The sequence below is a fragment of the Arthrobacter sp. NicSoilC5 genome, from assembly GCF_019977395.1.
GTDB lineage: Bacteria > Actinomycetota > Actinomycetes > Actinomycetales > Micrococcaceae > Arthrobacter.
The window spans coordinates 808235-825569 of the sequence record NZ_AP024660.1 but is presented as its reverse complement, the minus strand read 5'-3'; the positions used below and the strand labels follow the sequence as shown (position 1 = coordinate 825569).

Below are 17335 nucleotides of genomic sequence, written 5' to 3'. Positions count from 1 at the left end.
TTGACAGCAACCACCTCCGCTCCTGTATCGGCCCCGGCTGCGCTGGTTCTCGAAGACGGACGCATCTTCCGCGGCACCAGCTACGGCGCCACCGGCACCGCCCTGGGCGAGGCCGTCTTCGCGACCGGCATGACCGGTTACCAGGAAACCATCACCGATCCCTCGTACGCCCGCCAGCTGGTGGTGCAGACCGCCCCGCACATCGGCAACACCGGCGTGAATGATGACGACGCCGAGTCCCGGCGCATCTGGGTGGCCGGCTACATTGTCCGCGACGCAGCGCGCCGGCCCTCCAACTGGCGTTCCGAGCGGTCGCTGGATGAGGAACTGGTGGCCCAGGGCATCGTCGGCATCCAGGGTGTGGACACCCGCGCCATCACCCGGCACCTGCGTGAGCACAAGACCATGCGCGCCGGCATCTTCTCCGGCGAGGCGGCGCAGGGCACCGACAAGGAGCTGCTCGACGCCGTCCTGGCCAGCGCCCCCATGGAGGGTTCGCGCCTGGCCGAGGAAGTCAGCGTCGACGAAGCCTACGTGGTGGAACCGAAGGACCACGGCTGGGAGGGCGAACCCCGCTTCAGCATCGCGGCGATCGACCTCGGCATCAAGGCCATGACCCCGGTACGGTTCGCCGAGCGCGGCGTCCGCGTCCACGTACTGCCTGCCACCGCCACCCTGGAGGACGTCAATGCCGTCAACCCGGACGGCTTCTTCATGTCCAACGGCCCGGGCGACCCCGCCACCGCCGACGCCCAGGTGAAGCTCCTGCGCTCCGTCCTGGATGAGAAGCTGCCCTACTTCGGCATCTGCTTCGGCAACCAGATCCTGGGCCGTGCCCTGGGCTTCGGCACCTACAAGCTCCGCTACGGCCACCGCGGCATCAACCAGCCCGTGATGGACCGCCGCACCGGCAAGGTGGAAATAACCTCCCAGAACCACGGCTTCGCCGTGGACGCCCCGCTCGACGGCGCCACCCAGGCTCCGGAGGCACGCTACGGCCGGGTGGAAGTCAGCCACATCAGCCTGAACGACGACGTCGTGGAAGGCCTCGCCTGCCTGGACATCCCGGCCTTCTCCGTCCAGTACCACCCCGAGGCTGCGGCCGGCCCGCACGACGCCGCCTACCTGTTCGACCGGTTCATCGACCTCATGGGCGACGCCAAGAACGCTGACACCAAGACCGCCACCGACAACAAGACTGAGGACAAGAAGTAATGCCGAAACGTACAGACCTCAAAAGCGTCCTCGTCATTGGTTCCGGCCCGATCGTCATCGGCCAGGCCGCCGAGTTCGACTACTCCGGCACCCAGGCCCTGCGGGTCCTCAAGGAGGAAGGCCTCCGCGTCATCCTCGTGAACTCCAACCCGGCCACCATCATGACCGACCCCGAGTTCGCCGACGCCACCTACGTTGAGCCCATCACCCCCGAGGTGGTGGAGAAGATCATCGCCAAGGAACGCCCCGACGCCGTACTGCCCACCCTGGGCGGCCAGACCGCGCTGAACACCGCCATCGCCCTGGACAAGAACGGTGTACTGGAGAAGTACAACGTGGAACTGATCGGCGCCAACATCGCCGCGATCGAGCTCGGCGAGGACCGCGAGAAGTTCAAGGGCGTCGTGGAGCGCTGCGGCGCCGAATCCGCCCGCAGCCACATCATCCACACCATGGACGAGGCCCTCACGGCGGCCGTAGACCTGGGCTACCCCATGGTGGTGCGCCCGTCCTTCACCATGGGCGGCCTGGGCTCCGGCCTGGCCTACAACGAGGATGACCTGCGCCGCATCGTCGGCCAGGGCCTGCAGTACAGCCCCACCAGCGAGGTCCTGCTCGAAGAGAGCATCCTGGGCTGGAAGGAATACGAGCTCGAAATGATGCGGGACAAGAACGATAACGTGGTTGTCGTCTGCTCCATCGAAAACTTCGACCCCGTGGGCGTGCACACCGGCGACTCCATCACCGTGGCCCCGGCACTGACCCTCACCGACCGCGAATACCAGAAGCTGCGCGACGTTGCCATCGCCGTCATCCGCGAGGTGGGTGTCGACACCGGCGGCTGCAACATCCAGTTCGCCATCGACCCGGCCACCGGCCGCGTGGTGGTCATCGAAATGAACCCCCGCGTCTCCCGCTCCTCGGCACTGGCATCCAAGGCCACCGGCTTCGCCATCGCCAAGATCGCCACCAAGCTCTCGCTCGGCTACACCCTGGACGAGATCCCCAACGACATCACCCAGAAGACCCCCGCGTCCTTCGAACCCACCCTGGACTACGTGGTGGTCAAGGTCCCGCGGTTTGCCTTCGAAAAGTTCCCGGCGGCGGACAACACCCTCACCACCACCATGAAGTCCGTCGGCGAAGCCATGGCCATGGGCCGCAACTTCACCGAGGCCCTGCAGAAGGCCCTGCGCTCCCTCGAGCAGAAGGGTTCGCAGCTGGACTTCAGCAGCGTCCCGGAATGGGAAGTCGCCGAACTCATCGAAAAGGCGAAGCGCCCCACTACGGAGCGCCTCCACCAGGTCCAGCGCGCCCTCCTGGGCGGCGCCACCGTGGAACAGCTTTTCGAAGCCACCAAGATCGACCCCTGGTTCCTGGACCAGCTCCAGCTGCTCAATGAGATCTCCCACGAAATCCGCCAGGCCGGCGCCCTGACCGCCGACATGCTCAAGCGCGCCAAGCGCCACGGCTTCTCGGATGAGCAGATCGGCGCCCTGACGCACAACTCCGAGGCAGTGGTCCGCGGGGTCCGCCAGGCGCTGGGCATCCGCCCCGTCTACAAGACCGTGGACACCTGCGCCGCGGAGTTCGCCGCCTACACGCCGTACCACTACTCGGCCTACGACGAGGAGGACGAGGTCGCGCTGCACTCCAAGCCGTCCATCATCATCCTCGGCTCCGGCCCCAACCGCATCGGCCAGGGCATCGAGTTCGACTACTCCTGCGTCCACGCCTCCATGGCGCTGCGCAAGGCCGGCTACGAGACCGTCATGGTCAACTGCAACCCGGAAACCGTCTCCACCGACTACGACGTCTCCACCCGCCTGTACTTCGAGCCGCTGACGCTCGAGGACGTGCTGGAGGTCATCGCGGCCGAGGAACGCACCGGCGGCGTCATGGGTGTCTTCGTCCAGCTCGGCGGCCAGACCCCGCTGAAGCTCGCGCAGCAGCTCGCCGATGCCGGAGTGCCGATCCTGGGCACCTCACCGGAGGCCATCGACCTCGCCGAGCACCGCGGCGCGTTCTCCCGCGTCCTGGACAAGGCCGGCCTGGTGTCGCCCAAGAACGGCACCGCCGTCTCCTTCGAGGACGCCAAGAAGATCGCCGACGAGATCGGCTACCCCGTCCTGGTTCGCCCGTCCTACGTGCTGGGGGGCCGCGGCATGGAAATCGTCTACGACGAGCCCAACCTCTCCCGCTACATCGCCAACGCCACCGAGATCACCCCGGACCACCCCGTGCTGATCGACCGGTTCCTGGAGGACGCCGTCGAGATCGACGTCGACGCCCTCTACGACGGCACGGACATGTACCTGGGCGGCATCATGGAGCACATCGAGGAAGCCGGCATCCACTCCGGCGACTCCGCCTGCGTCCTGCCGCCCATCACGCTGGGCAGCAATGTCATCGAGCGCGTCCGCGTGGCCACCCGCGCCATCGCCGAGGGCGTGGGCGTGCGCGGGCTGATCAACATCCAGTTCGCGCTGGCCTCGGACGTGCTGTACGTCCTGGAAGCCAACCCCCGCGCCTCGCGCACCGTGCCGTTCGTGTCCAAGGCCACCGGCGTCCAGATGGCCAAGGCCGCTGCCCTCATCGGCACCGGCGTGACCATCAACCAGCTCCGCAGCGCCTACAAGATGCTGCCGGAAACCGGCGACGGCTCGACCCTGCCGCTCGACGCCCCCGTGGCCGTCAAGGAAGCAGTGCTGCCGTTCAGCCGGTTCCGCACCCTTGAAGGCAAGGTGGTGGACTCCCTGCTCGGCCCGGAAATGCGCTCCACCGGCGAAGTCATGGGCATCGACAAGCACTTCGACACCGCCTTCGCCAAGAGCCAGGCCGGCGCCAACAACGCCCTGCCCACCGAAGGCAAGGTGTTCGTCTCCGTGGCCAACCGCGACAAGCGTTCCGTGATCATGGGCGTCAAGCGGCTCTCCGACCTCGGCTTCGAGATCGTCTCCACCGGCGGGACCGCCGACGTCCTGCGCCGCAACGGCATCCAGGCCACCCCGGTGCGCAAGGTTGCCGAGGGCAGCAGCGCCGAGGGGGAGGGCACCATTGCCGACCTCATCGTGGCCGGCGAGATCGACATGGTCTTCAACACGCCCTCCGGCGGCGAAGCCCGCAGCGACGGCTACGAGCTCCGCGCCGCGGCAACGTCCATCGGCATTCCGTGCATCACCACGGTGGCCGAGTTCAACGCCGCCGTCCAGGCCATCGAAGCCATGCGCACCTACGAGTGGTCTGTCACCAGCCTGCAGGAGCACGCTGCAGCGCTGGCCGATTCGCAGAAGGCGGCCCTGCAGCATGCCTGAGCAGGCAGCCACTGCCGGCCGGGAGTCCTTTGGCTCCCGGCTCGGCGCGGCCATGGCCGCCCGTGGTCCCCTTTGCGTTGGCATTGATCCCCACCCGGCGCTGCTGAAGAGCTGGGGACTGGACGACGACGCCGCGGGGCTTCGGCGGTTCTCGCTGACGGTCCTGGAGGCAGTGGCTTCGCTCGCTGCCGCCGTGAAGCCCCAGGTGGCACTTTACGAACGCCACGGTTCTGCCGGCATGGCGGTTCTGGAGGAGGTCCTGGCCACGGCCCGGGACGAATCCGTGCTCAGCATCGCCGACGCCAAGCGCGGCGACATCGGATCCACCATGGCCGCCTATGCGGACGCGTGGCTGCGCGACGAGTCTCCGCTCGCGGCGGACTCCGTCACGCTGAGCCCCTACCTCGGCTTCGAGTCCCTTCGCCCCGCGCTGGACCTCGCGGCGGAAACCGGGCGGGGCGTATTCGTGCTGGCACTGACGTCCAACCCCGAGGGCGCTTCCGTCCAGCACGTGGGCGGAAAGGATTCCGTGGCCCGCAGGATCACGGAGTCCGCGGCAGCGGAGAACTCCCGGTATCCCGGAAGTCTCGGTTCCGTTGGCCTGGTGGTCGGCGCTACGGTCGGCGGCGCCCTGGAAGACCTGGGACTGGACCTTGCTGCGGTCCGCGGCCCCATCCTGGCGCCTGGCCTCGGGGCCCAGGGGGCAACACCGGCTGACCTGCGGGCCACCTTCGGCGCTGCATACCCGCTGGTCCTGGGAACGTCCAGCCGCGACATCCTGTCGGCGGGACCGGAAACCCGGGGCCTGCGCGAGGCCGCGCTGCGGACGCTGGACGGACTGCGGGGCGAATAGGCCTGCAATTGTCCGGATGCATTGATTCAGGCTGCACCAGAGGGTAGTTTCAGGACAGGTCCAAGGGCGGCCGCCCTTGGATGAATCCGCCGACTTCGGGGGTGTCCGTGATGGTCCTGCGACCTCTATCTGCGTCTGAACGGGCCGACGCCCTGGGCAAGGCGGCAGCAGCCAGGGCAACCCGTGCCGCCGCCAAGGAAAGCCTCCGGAATGGCGACAGGTCGGCGGCGGACATCATCAGCTCCGCGCTGGAGGACGACGCCCTGGCCCGCATGCGGGTTTCTGAACTGCTCGAAGCGCTGCCCGGCATCGGAAAGGTGCGTGCCGCAGCCATCATGCAGCAGCTGGGGATCGCAGCGTCCCGCAGGGTCCGGGGCCTGGGCGTCCACCAGCGCCGGGCGCTGGTAGATTTTATAGACGAGCACTGAGGCAGGCGGCGCCTGCCCTTCCCCAACCGTGGCAAAAGGAATACGTGAGCAAGAAACCTGGACTGACAGTCCTCGCAGGTCCGACGGCTGTTGGCAAAGGCACCGTGTCCACCTATATCCGGGACAATTATCCGGAGGTTTGGCTTTCCGTCTCAGCCACCACCCGGGCGCCCCGGCCGGGCGAGGTGGACGGTGTCCACTACTTCTTCAAGAGCAAGGAGGAGTTCGAGCAGCTCATTGCCGAGGGTGAACTCCTGGAGTGGGCTGTTGTGCACGGCCAGAACACCTACGGCACCCTCAAGAGCACCGTGAATGCGGCCATCGCGGAAGGCCGGTCCGTGCTGCTGGAGATCGATCTGCAGGGTGCACGCCAGGTCAAGGCAGCCGTTCCGGACGCCCAGTTCGTCTTCCTGGCCCCGCCCACCTGGGACGAGATGGTGCGCCGGCTGGTGGGCCGCGGCACCGAAACTCCCGAAGAACAGCAGCGGCGCCTGGAAACCGCTAAACTGGAACTTGCTGCTGAACCGGAGTTCGACCATACCGTCATCAATGACGACGTCCGCCGGGCAGCGGACGAGCTTGTTTCACTCATGGGGCTGACACCGCATCCACACCTGCCGGAACCGTCAGCCCGCTAGGAATTTGGAGAATTCGTGTCCACGAACCTTGAAGGCATCATCAACCCGCCGATCGACGATCTGCTGAAGGTAGCTGATTCCAAGTACGGCCTGGTGATCTTCGGTGCTAAGCGCGCTCGTCAGATCAACGCTTATTACGCCCAGCTGCACGAGGGCCTGTTCGAATACGTCGGCCCCCTGGTCGACACCAAGTTGAACGAAAAGTCGCTCTCGATCGCACTGCGCGAGATCAACGAAGGCAAGCTGGTTTCCACGCCGATCGAAGCCGCAGAGTAATCCTGCCGCTGAACTGACTTGCTGTTGACGGAGGTCACGTGCGCATAGTCCTCGGAGTCGGGGGAGGGATTGCCGCCTATAAGGTGGCATCGCTCCTCCGGCTTTTTACTGAAGCCGGCCATGACGTCACCGTGATTCCCACGGAGGCGTCCACCCGCTTCATCGGCACCGCCACCTGGGAGGCGCTGTCCGGAAACCCGGTCAGCAACAGCGTTTTCGATGACGTGCACCTGGTTAACCATGTCCGCCTGGGCCATGAGGCAGACCTGGTGGTTGTGGCACCGGCCACGGCGGACCTCCTGGCAAAAGCTGCCACCGGCCAGGCCGGGGACCTGCTGACCAACACGCTGCTGATGGCGCACGGGCCCGTGCTGTTCGCACCCGCGATGCACACCGAAATGTGGCAGCACGCGGCAACCCGCGCCAACGTCGAAACGCTCCGCGGCCGCGGCGCCGCCGTCCTGGAGCCGGCCTCCGGAAGGTTGACCGGCGCAGACTCGGGCCCGGGCAGGCTCCCGGAACCGCAGGTGATCTTCGACGCAGCCATGGCGCTGGTCCAGGGACAGTCCGATTACCAGCTGCCGCTTGCGGGCCGCACCGTAACCATCAGCGCCGGCGGCACCCGCGAACCGCTGGACCCCGTACGGTTCCTGGGCAACCGCTCTTCCGGCAAGCAGGGCGTGGCCCTGGCGGTCGCTGCCCGGAACGCCGGCGCCACCGTGCGGTTGCTGGCCGCCCACATGGACGTTGCGCCCCCGGCCGGGGTGGAGGTGGTCCGCGTGGAGACCGCCCTGCAGCTCCGGGAAGCTGCGCTGGACGCCGCTGCGGACTCCGACGTCGTCATTATGTCCGCCGCCGTGGCCGACTTCCGCCCGGCCGATGTCTCGGACACCAAGATCAAAAAGCGGGACGATACCGCAGATCCCGTCATCACCCTGCTCCGCAACCCGGACATCCTGCAGGAGCTCGTGGAACAGCGCAATGCCGCTGCGTCGGCAGCCGGGCAACTCATCGTCGGCTTCGCCGCGGAAACCGGGGACAGCGAGGGCGACGTCCTGGAGTATGCGGAGGCAAAACTGCAGCGGAAGGGCTGCGACCTGCTGGTGGTCAACCACGTGGGGACGGACAAGGTCTTCGGGCAGGACTCAAACTCCGTGGTCATCCTCTCCCGCTCCGGCTCCGAACCACAGGAAGCGTCGGGAACCAAGACTGAGGTTGCCGAGGCCATCATTACCCGCATCAGCTTTGAACTGAACCGGGTTTCACCCCGGACCTGAGTGTTCCGCACCACGTTTGCTTCGCGGGAAGACATCTCCCGCGGGGCCGGCGTGCTCCAACCAGTAAGGTAGTTGAGTGACTTTACCGCTGCACCTTCCCCAGTCCCATGGGGCCACGCCCTCCGCGCTCCGGCTCTTCACGTCCGAGTCGGTCACCGAAGGCCACCCGGACAAGATCTGTGACCAGATCAGCGACGCCATCCTGGACGCGCTCCTGGCCGCCGACCCCGAATCCCGTGTAGCCGTGGAAACCATGGCGACCACCGGACTGGTGCACGTGGCGGGCGAAGTCACCACCGACGCCTACGTCGAAATCCCGCAGATCGTCCGCGAGACCATCCTCGGCATCGGCTACGACTCTTCAGCCAACGGTTTTGACGGTGCCCGCTGCGGCGTGTCCGTATCCATCGGCCAACAGTCGAATGACATCGCCGGCGGCGTTTTCAACTCTCTGGAAGCCCGCGAAGGCCGCCAGGAGGACGATTATGACCTCCAGGGTGCGGGCGACCAGGGCCTGATGTTCGGGTACGCCAGCGACGAGACCCCTTCCTACATGCCCACGCCCATTTGGCTGGCCCACCGGCTCTCCGAACGCCTCACCGACGTCCGGAAGACGGGCCAGCTGGCCTACCTCCGCCCGGACGGCAAGACCCAGGTCACCGTGGGCTACGACAAAGACGTTCCGGTATCCGTTGAAACTGTGGTGATCTCCAGCCAGCACGCCGAGGGTGCAAGCCTTGAGCAGCTGCGCGCCGACCTCGCCGCCATCGTCATTGAGCCGGTCCTCGCCGCCGCCAACCTGGACATTTCCCGCACCGCGAACATCCTCAACCCTGCCGGTGAGTTCGTTATCGGCGGCCCCGTGGGAGACGCCGGCCTCACCGGCCGCAAGATCATCGTCGACACGTACGGCGGCATGGCCCGCCACGGCGGCGGCGCCTTCTCCGGCAAGGACCCGTCCAAGGTGGACCGCTCCGCTGCATACGCCATGCGCTGGGTCGCCAAGAACGTGGTGGCCGCAGGACTGGCGAAGCGTGCCGAGATCCAGATCGCCTACGCCATCGGCCAGGCCCGGCCCGTGGGAACCTACGTGGAGACGTTCGGCACCGAGACCGTGGACCCGGCCCGCATCAGCGAAGCCATCGCGGAAATCTTCGATCTCCGTCCGAGGGCGATCATCGACGCCCTCGACCTGAAGCGGCCCATCTACGCCAAGACGGCTGCCCACGGGCACTTCGGCCGCGACGAACCCGACTTCACGTGGGAACGCCTTGACCGGGTGGATGATTTGAAGGCGTTCTTCAACGCCTAGCCGCGCTGCAGCTGCAGTCCCACGGCGCAGGCAGGAATCCCATCGGGGCAGGCTGGAAGCCCACTGTCAGTGCCCCGTGATTTGCTGTCCCTGTCCAACCCGGCAGCTGAACGGAGGTAACCGCAGTGGTTGCTGACAGTTCCGTGCAGCCGTCCCTGCTGCAGGGCTTCCCGGCACGCACCCTGCCCACTGGCGTTGCCGTGGCAGGGCACCTTCCCGTGGCCCGGGTCCTTGTTGAGTCTTCGCTGCCCCATCTGGACCGGCCTTTTGACTATGCGGTCCCGGCTGCGCTGGACCAGGCAGCCCAGCCAGGTGTCAGGGTCAAGGTCAAGTTCAACGGCCAGGACCTCAACGGATTCCTCCTTGAACGGGTCGCTGAGTCCGACGCCGGACACACCCTGGTGCCGCTGGCAAAAGTGGTGTCGCCGGTTCCGGTCCTCACGCCTGCCGTCAAGGACCTCGCTGCTGCCGTTGCTGCACGGTATGCCGGCACCGTCAGCGACGTCCTCCGCCTTGCGGTGCCGCCCCGGGTTGCCAGGCTGGAGAAGGACTACCCTGCGTCCCTGGACACCGGGGAAGCGGAAGGCGTCCCCGCTCTGCCAGGTGCCCCCGGTGTTTCATCGTGGGCACCGTACCGCACCGGCGCTGCCTTCCTCAGGCACCTGGCCGCAGGGGGCGCCCCCCGCGCCGTTATCAATCCGCTGCACGGGTACGGGCCCACCGGTTGGCCGGACCTGCTGGCGCAGGCCGCAGCTGCCGCTTATGCCTCAGGCCGGGGCGCGCTCCTGGTGGTGCCCGACTACAGGGACCTGGACCGCGTCGAGGATGCCCTGAAGGGCCTGGTGCCGGAGGAGGCCGTGGCCAGGCTCACGGCCGACGACGGTCCCACGCCGCGCTACCGGAACTTCCTGCGCCTGCTGGCCGGCCGGGCCAAAATTGCAATCGGAACGCGGTCGGCGGCCTTCGCCCCGGTGCGGGACCTGGGGCTGGTTGCCTGCTGGGACGACGGCGACGACCTCCACATCGAGCAGCGCGCACCGTATGCCCATGCCCGGGAGGTCCTGCTCCTGCGGGCAGAACAGGAGGGTACGTCCTGCCTCCTTGCCGGACACGCCCGCAGCACCGAAGTCCAGCGCCTGGTGGAGGCCGGCTGGGCCGTCCCCGTGGAGGCCGGGCGGTCCACTGTCCGTGCGTCGGTTCCGCGCGTCGTCAGCACTGCCGACAGCTTCGAGCAGGGCCGGGACCCGTTGGCCACCATCGCCCGCCTGCCGCATGCCGCGTGGCAGGCGGCCAAGGAGGGGCTGGAGCGTGGTCCCGTCCTGGTCCAGGTCGCCAGGGCGGGCTATGCACCTTCCCTTGTGTGTGAGACGTGCCGTGAACCCGCCCGGTGCGCGCACTGCCAGGGGCCCCTGGCTTTGGCCGGCACCTCCGTTTTGCCCCAATGCCGCTGGTGTTCCACCCCCGCCCCCGACTGGAAGTGCTCGCACTGCGGTGGCAGGCGGCTGCGAAAAGGGGCCACCGGCGTCCTGCGAACCGCCGAAGAGCTTGGCCGCGCGTTTCCCGGGACGACGGTCGTCACGTCCTCGGGGGACCAGGTGAAGGCCACAGTGGCCGGCAAGGCCCTGGTGGTGGCAACGGTGGGGGCCGAACCAGTCGCAGACGGCGGGTACGCCGCGGCACTGCTGCTGGACGGCGATTCCCTGTTGCGCCGCGAAACCCTCCGCGCGGGCGAGGACACCGTGCGCCGCTGGTTCAACGCAGCCGCCCTGGTGCGTCCCGCCCCGGACAAAGGACTGGTGGTGGTCACGGCTACGGACACCGCTGCCACGGGGGCGCTGCTGCGGTGGGATCCGGCCGGCTACGCCCACCGTGAACTGTCCCTGCGGATGGAACTCCAGCTTCCACCGGCGGTGCGCATCGCATCGGTGACAGGGCCGCGCGCCGCCGTCGAACACTACACGGGTGCGGTGGAAGCAGACCTGGCTGGCTCGGGCATCACGGTGCGTACGGCTGGCCCCGCGCCGCTGCTGCTCACCGCACCGCCCTCCGGCAGGCGCACGGCCGAGGACGTCCGGACCCTGTTGTTCTTCCCGTACGGCCAGGCTGCCGCCGTCGTCCGCGTCCTGCGGGTTACCCGGGCAGCCGTGGCTGCAAAGCGGACCTTGGACCCCGTGCAGCTGCGGCTCGATGGCGTGGACGTCCTCTAGGCCCGGCGCCTTTTCGCCACGACCTCATGCGCGGCATCCACCAGCTGGCGCGCCGATTCATCCCAGCTGAACTCCGCCGCGCGCGCAATCGAACGCCGGGACATGTCCTGCCAGTGCACGTCGTCCTGGAGCTGACCCACAGCGTCCGCGAACTGCCCGGGGGACTCCGGATCCACGTACAGCGCGGCGTCCGCCCCGACTTCGCGGAAGATGGGAATCTCGCTGGCGATCACGGGCGTACCCACCGCCATCGCCTCCACCAGCGGAAGGCCGTACCCCTCCGCTTTGGACAGGCTCACCAGGGCAGTGGCCCGTCGCAGGAGCCCGTCATACTCAGCATCGGTCACACCGTTATGGAACATCACCGAGGCGCCCGCAGGCACGATGGCTTCGAGTTCAGCCCGCCGTTGCGGCGTGATCCGGCTGAGCAGGTGAAGGGTGTAGCCGGGCAGCCCGGCCATGCCGGCCACCATGGTTTCCACGTTCTTGTACGGCATGAACGACCCCATGTAGATGATCGTTTTGTCCGCGCCGGCGGCGGGGTCGCGGGGTTCCTGCGCCGGCTGCGGTGCGTTGGCGATGATGCGCACGGGCCTGCGCGTCAGCCGGTATTTGGCCATCAGCGCCGCCGTGGTCTGGCTGATCGTTGCCACGGTATCGGCCCGGTTGAGGAGCACGCGCTGGGGCCAGAAAGCCTTGTGGTAGAGACGCCACAGCAGCCGGACCGGGGCCGGCAAGAACCCCGGGGGAGCGGGGTGCTCGTAATAGATGAGGTCGTGCAGGGTCAGGATCAGCCCGTATTTCCGGCCCCAGGTGCCCATGGTCTGCATGGGGCAGACCACCACGTCCGCTCCTGTGGCGTTGACTTGCCGGGCAACGAACAGTTCCAGCGGCGAGAGCGGGCTGCTGATGAGCGTGTAGGGAACGTCCGGCAGCAGGGCAAGCTGCCGCTCGTCGGACACCAGCATGGAGACGTCCGCGATCTTTGCCGTGGCAGCAATCAGGCTGGCTCCATAGCGGCTGATGCCGTCGTGGTGGTCGGTACGGGTGAACCGTGCATCAATGACGATCTTCACGCGGGATGGTCCTTCAGGAAGCTGCGGATGTAACGGGCGGCCGGCTCAGGCGTCTCGTAGTGGATCAGGTGCCCGACGCCGGGAATCACCTTCAGCTCCCCGTCGGGAAGCAGCTCCAGGAGGCGGTGCTGGTTGGGGAGGGTGGCGATTTCATCCTTTTCGCCGGCGACCAGCAGCACGGGCAGGTCCAGCTGGCCGGCTACCTCCGCCACATGGTTGCTGACGGAGGCGGTGAAGGACTCCAGGAGGCTGTCCCGGTCGGCAAAGGAACTGAAGTAGGCGTAGTGCTGGCCGTGGATGAAGGCCCGCAGCTCCCGGTCGCGGGTCTTGGCCATGGTCTCGCTCATGACCCGGACGATCAGCGGATTGCGCAGCAGAGCCAGTCCCGGGCCGCGGGGAAGCCGTGCCGCGAGCTGGTAGTACAGCACGGCCAGGCGGGTCATCACGCCCTTTGGACCCTCCAAAGCCGGAGCTGCGATGGGGTTGATCAGGATCAGGGGACGCACGGCCTGCGGGTTGTTGGCCACGAAGTGCGACGCCACGATGGACCCGAACGAGTGTCCCAGCAGCACGGTGTCCGGCCCCAGGCCCTGGCTGGCCATGAAGCCGCTGATGAACTGTCCGTAGCGCTTCACGGAGTGGGGGCCCCGGGCAAATGCGTCCGAACTGCCGAAGCCCGGAAGGTCCGGCATGATGATGCGCATGTCCGGAAGCTGGTCGGCCACCCGCAGGAGTCCGTGGTGGTCGCCGCGGAATCCGTGGACCACCAGGATGGTCCGGGTTTCCGGGGTCTCCTCGACGGGCTCATAGGTCCAAAAAGCCACTGTGCTGCCGTCAAGGCTCACGGTGGAGGCGGAGGTGCGGGCGGCAAGGCCGGCACTCAGGTACGCAGGCGCAGGGGAAGGCCCCGGGTTCACGGTATCCATGGCGGAGGCCTAGTTGACGTTGTCCGGATGCGACCCGGTCCGCTGCCCGCGGTCCAGCGCCTTAATGGCAACCAGGTCGCGCCCGGAGAGCTCGAAACCGAAGACGTCGAGGTTCTCCCGGATCCGGGCTTCAGAGCTGGCCTTGGGGATGGCAATATGTCCCAGCTGCATGTGCCAGCGGAGGATCACCTGCGCGGGGGTGCGGCCGTGCTCGGCGGCGCAGGCCTGGATGACGGGATCGGCCAGCACCTGCCCGCGGCCCAGCGGGCTCCACGCTTCGGTCCGGATGCCCAGTTCCGCATGTTTGCTGCGCAGTTCCTCCTGCTGCAGCCATGGGTGGAGTTCGATCTGGTTGACGGCGGGGACCACCTCGGCGCTTTGCAGCAGGCGGTCAAGGTGGGCGGGCTGGAAATTGCTGACGCCGATGGCGCGGACCCTGCCCTCCCGGTAGAGCGTCTCCAGGGCGCGGTAGGTTTCGGGGAACAGGCCCCGCCGGGGGCACGGCCAGTGGATGAGGTACATGTCCACATAATCCAGGCCAAGGTTGACCATGGAATCGTCGAAGGCGCGCAGCGTCGCATCGTAGCCGTGGTGGTCATTCCACACCTTTGTGGTGATGAACACGTCTTCGCGGGTCAGGGACGGAAAGAGTTCGCCTGAGCCGCCGCTGCCGGTCCCCGCGTCCAGCTGGGAACTGATGCCGCGCGCCACGCCGGTTTCGTTGCCATACATGGCGGCGGTATCGAAGTGCCGGTAGCCGGCGGCGAGCGCGGTGGCCACCAGCCCTTCCGCGTCTGCTGCCGGCACCTTGTACAGCCCAAAGCCGAGCTGGTCTATCAGCACGCCGTTGTTCAGGCTGAGCCGGGGTGAGGTTCTCATGGCAACGACTCTACCCACTTCAGCTGGTGAGGCCCTCGTAATCCACCAGGCGGCGTGCGGTGGCTTCGTCGAGGATCAGGTCCGTGGCGAGCCGTGCTGCCAGTGCCCCGCGCAGGCCGTTGATCTTCGAGACCCCTGACACCACGCAGATCCTCCGGCGCACCTCCCGGAGCTGGGCGAGGGACGGGCCGGTGGACCGTTCGTTCAGGACGATCCCGTCAGAGGACCCATCGGCCCGGAAGAACACTGTGGCAACGTCGCCCACGACGTCTGAGTTGGCCAGGGCATTGAGGTCGTCTTCGTCGAGGTACCCGCCGGCGTACACGTGGCTGGGATAGTCGGCGTGCACGGATCCGACGCCGAATATGGCGATGCTCATCTTTGCCTGCAGTTCCAGGACGCGCTGCACGCTGCGCTCGTTCCACATGGCTGTCTTGGTGGCGGCATGGTCGAAGAACGCCGGGACGGGGAACTGCTCCACCCGTGCCCCGTAGGCGCTGCCGAACCGGCGCATGATGTCGCTTGCGTAGGTAATGCCTGTGGTGTGCATGTTCCCGGCCCCGTTGAGCTGGACGATCACACTGTCGTGGGTGATCTTCCGGGTGAGGTGCCGGCTCACCGCGCTGAGCGTCGATCCCCAGGCCACGCCGATGATGGCGTTGGAGTCCACCAGGGGTCCGATGGTCCGCGCAGCCTGCATGGCCACCCGGTCCAGGGTCTCAGCCTCATTGAGTGTTCCGAGGATGGGAACCACGTGGACATCCAGGTTGTACCGGCGCCGGATCATGCCCTCCAGCTCGGGTCCGGTGTCCAGCGGGTTGCGGATCTGGATCTGCACCAGTCCCGACTCCCGTGCCGAGGACAGAAGCCGGGAAACGGTGGACCGGGACGTCCGCAGCTCGCGGGCGATCGCATCCATGGTGAGGTCCTGCAGGTAATACATTTGTGCAGCTCGGAGGGCATCCTGGTCCCGGGAAAGTGCCATCTCACTTCCGTTCTGCACGTTTGTGCATAGTGCTTGACTCCATTTTCCATTTCTCCAAACAATAGAGCAGAACGGCGGCGCCACCCAGCGGTGACCGCATCACACAAAGCCCCAAGGGAGTCGTTTTGGGACCCAAGGATTCAACTGTCCAACCATCTGTCAGTGCGCCCCGGCCAGGAGCCGAACGCGCATCGGTCCACAGCCTGCGGCGCCGGCCGCACGCAAAAGTCCTGGTGGTTGGCGGCGGCATCAACGGAGTGGGCACGTTCCGTGACCTGGCACTGCAGGGCGTCGATGTGGCGCTCGTGGAGCGCGGTGACTACTGCCAGGGTGCAAGCGGCGCGTCCTCACACATGATCCACGGTGGCATCCGCTACCTCGAAAACGGGGAGTTCCGCCTGGTCCGGGAATCCGTGGTGGAGCGTAACCGCCTGCTGAAGATCGCCCCGCACTACGTCAAGCCGCTGCAGACCACCATCCCGATCTTCAGCACCTTCTCCGGCATCCTCTCCGCGCCGCTGCGCTTCCTCACTCACAAGCAACAGGGCAAGCCCAAGGAGCGCGGCGCGTTCCTCATCAAGGCGGGCCTCAGCCTCTACGATTCGTTTTCCCGCGACGGCGGCACGGTGCCCCGGCACCAGTTCCGCACCCACAAGGCAGCCCTTCAGGAACTGCCCGCCCTCCGGCCCGACGTCAAGTACACCGCCACCTACTTCGACGCCTCGGTGCACAACCCTGAGCGGCTGACCCTCGACGTCCTGCAGGATGGCGAGAAGGCGGGCCGGGCAGGCAACGCGCAGGGAACCAGCACGCAGGGTGACACGGCCCGTGCCAGCAACTACCTCTCGCTGCAGTCCATGTCTTCCACCCCGAACCCGGGCACCGGCCGGGGGAGCACTGTCCGGCTCCGCGACGAACTCACCGGGGAAGAGTTCGATTTCACTGCGGACATCATCGTGAACACCACCGGGGCGTGGGTGGACCTGACCAATGGGGCCATGGGCGCAGCCTCCGCCTTCATGGGCGGAACCAAGGGCTCCCACATCGTGCTGGACCACCCGGGCCTGCTCGCCGCCTGCCGGGGCCGGGAAATCTTCTTTGAGCACACTGACGGCCGGATTGTCCTCATCTACCCCATGGGTGACCGGGTGCTTGTGGGCACCACGGACGTCGACGCGGACATGTCAGAGGACGCCATCTGCACGGACGAGGAAATCGAATACTTCTTCGACCTCATCGGCCACGTCTTCCCGTCCATCGACGTGACCCCAGACGACATCGTCTATACGTTCTCGGGCGTCCGCCCCCTGCCGAGCCATGACGCCACCCAGCCGGGCTTTGTCTCCCGGGACTACCGCATCGAACGCCGCGCGTCCGGAACAAACGGAACCGGCGCCGTCGTGCTGAGCCTGGTGGGCGGCAAGTGGACCACCTTCCGCGCCCTCGCAGAACACCTGACCAACGATGTCCTCTCCGAACTCGGCGTGCAGCGCAGGCTTTCGACCGCGCAGCTTCCCATCGGCGGCGGTGCGGGCTTCCCTGCCGACGAAGCAGGCGTTCAGAAGTGGATCAAGGCCCACATGGCCGCCGGCCGCGACGCAGACCGCACGGCCGGGCTGCTGACGCGCTACGGGACCCGGGCCGAAGCCGTCATCGAATACCTTGATGCCGAGCCTGACCAGGCCCTTCGGTCCACACGGGAACTCAGCGTCCGCGAACTGGAATTCATGGCGGCAAACGAGCAGGTGGGGCACCTGGTGGATGTCCTCGTCCGGCGCACCTCCCTTGCATTCCGGGGGCTCGTGACCGGAGAGCTGCTCAACGAAGTGGCGGAGGTGCTGTCCGTCCCGCTCAAGTGGGACAGCGCAACCCGCGCCGCTGAGATCAAGCACGCCCAGGACGTGCTGCAGCGTTTCCACCGCGTGGAAACGCACAGCCTGGTCTCCTAA

Annotated in this window: 14 protein-coding genes; 10 read left to right on the top strand and 4 right to left on the bottom strand. The window is 67.1% G+C overall.

The annotated features are described in order from the left end of the window. From carA to LDO22_RS03720, 9 genes are all read left to right on the top strand, one after another. Entirely contained in the window at positions 1-1215 is a 1215-nt protein-coding gene (gene carA, locus LDO22_RS03760) for a glutamine-hydrolyzing carbamoyl-phosphate synthase small subunit (RefSeq protein ID WP_224026148.1), read from the top strand. Further along, positions 1215-4529 carry a carbamoyl-phosphate synthase large subunit gene (gene carB, locus LDO22_RS03755; protein ID WP_159631919.1) on the top strand — a complete coding sequence of 1105 codons (3315 nt, stop codon included), beginning with the start codon at positions 1215-1217 and terminating at the stop codon, positions 4527-4529. Before carA ends, carB begins: the two co-directional genes overlap by 1 nt. Then, positions 4522-5382 carry an orotidine-5'-phosphate decarboxylase gene (pyrF, locus tag LDO22_RS03750; RefSeq protein ID WP_224026147.1) on the top strand — a complete coding sequence of 287 codons (861 nt, stop codon included), beginning with the start codon at positions 4522-4524 and terminating at the stop codon, positions 5380-5382. The genes carB and pyrF overlap by 8 nt, the downstream gene beginning before the upstream one ends. Positions 5383-5492: 110 nt before the next feature. Continuing rightward, the gene (gene mihF, locus LDO22_RS03745) at positions 5493-5810 is read left to right on the top strand and encodes an integration host factor, actinobacterial type (RefSeq protein WP_201302514.1); all 318 of its coding nucleotides are present in this window, start codon (positions 5493-5495) and stop codon (positions 5808-5810) included. A gap of 44 nt (positions 5811-5854) precedes the next feature. After that, a complete protein-coding gene (gene gmk / locus LDO22_RS03740; RefSeq protein WP_159631921.1) occupies positions 5855-6448 on the top strand; it encodes a guanylate kinase in 594 nt (197 codons plus the stop codon). 15 nt (positions 6449-6463) lie between these two features. After that, positions 6464-6724, top strand: coding sequence for a DNA-directed RNA polymerase subunit omega (gene rpoZ, locus LDO22_RS03735; RefSeq protein WP_026264487.1), 261 nt, complete (start codon positions 6464-6466; stop codon positions 6722-6724). 38 nt (positions 6725-6762) lie between these two features. Further along, entirely contained in the window at positions 6763-8001 is a 1239-nt protein-coding gene (gene coaBC / locus LDO22_RS03730; protein ID WP_224026146.1) for a bifunctional phosphopantothenoylcysteine decarboxylase/phosphopantothenate--cysteine ligase CoaBC, read from the top strand. A 76-nt stretch (positions 8002-8077) separates the two neighbouring features. Beyond that, entirely contained in the window at positions 8078-9313 is a 1236-nt protein-coding gene (metK, locus tag LDO22_RS03725) for a methionine adenosyltransferase (RefSeq protein WP_159631923.1), read from the top strand. A gap of 125 nt (positions 9314-9438) precedes the next feature. Further along, positions 9439-11520 carry a primosomal protein N' gene (locus tag LDO22_RS03720; RefSeq protein WP_224026145.1) on the top strand — a complete coding sequence of 694 codons (2082 nt, stop codon included), beginning with the start codon at positions 9439-9441 and terminating at the stop codon, positions 11518-11520. Here LDO22_RS03720 and LDO22_RS03715 read toward each other — a convergent pair. From LDO22_RS03715 to LDO22_RS03700, 4 genes are read right to left on the bottom strand one after another with little or no spacing between them, the layout of a single operon-like run. Then, on the bottom strand, positions 11517-12596 hold the full coding sequence (locus LDO22_RS03715) for a glycosyltransferase family 1 protein (protein WP_224026144.1): 1080 nt from the start codon (positions 12594-12596) through the stop codon (positions 11517-11519). The genes LDO22_RS03720 and LDO22_RS03715 overlap by 4 nt on opposite strands. Further along, entirely contained in the window at positions 12593-13522 is a 930-nt protein-coding gene (locus LDO22_RS03710; protein WP_224026143.1) for an alpha/beta hydrolase, read from the bottom strand. Before LDO22_RS03710 ends, LDO22_RS03715 begins: the two co-directional genes overlap by 4 nt. A 9-nt stretch (positions 13523-13531) precedes the next feature. Continuing rightward, on the bottom strand, positions 13532-14401 hold the full coding sequence (locus tag LDO22_RS03705) for an aldo/keto reductase (protein ID WP_224026142.1): 870 nt from the start codon (positions 14399-14401) through the stop codon (positions 13532-13534). A 19-nt stretch (positions 14402-14420) separates the two neighbouring features. Continuing rightward, positions 14421-15386 (bottom strand): sugar-binding domain-containing protein, encoded by a 966-nt coding sequence (locus tag LDO22_RS03700; RefSeq protein ID WP_159631928.1) that lies wholly within the window; start codon positions 15384-15386, stop codon positions 14421-14423. A gap of 125 nt (positions 15387-15511) precedes the next feature. Between LDO22_RS03700 and LDO22_RS03695 the strand changes: the two genes are divergently transcribed. Further along, a complete protein-coding gene (locus tag LDO22_RS03695; RefSeq protein ID WP_224026141.1) occupies positions 15512-17335 on the top strand; it encodes a glycerol-3-phosphate dehydrogenase/oxidase in 1824 nt (607 codons plus the stop codon).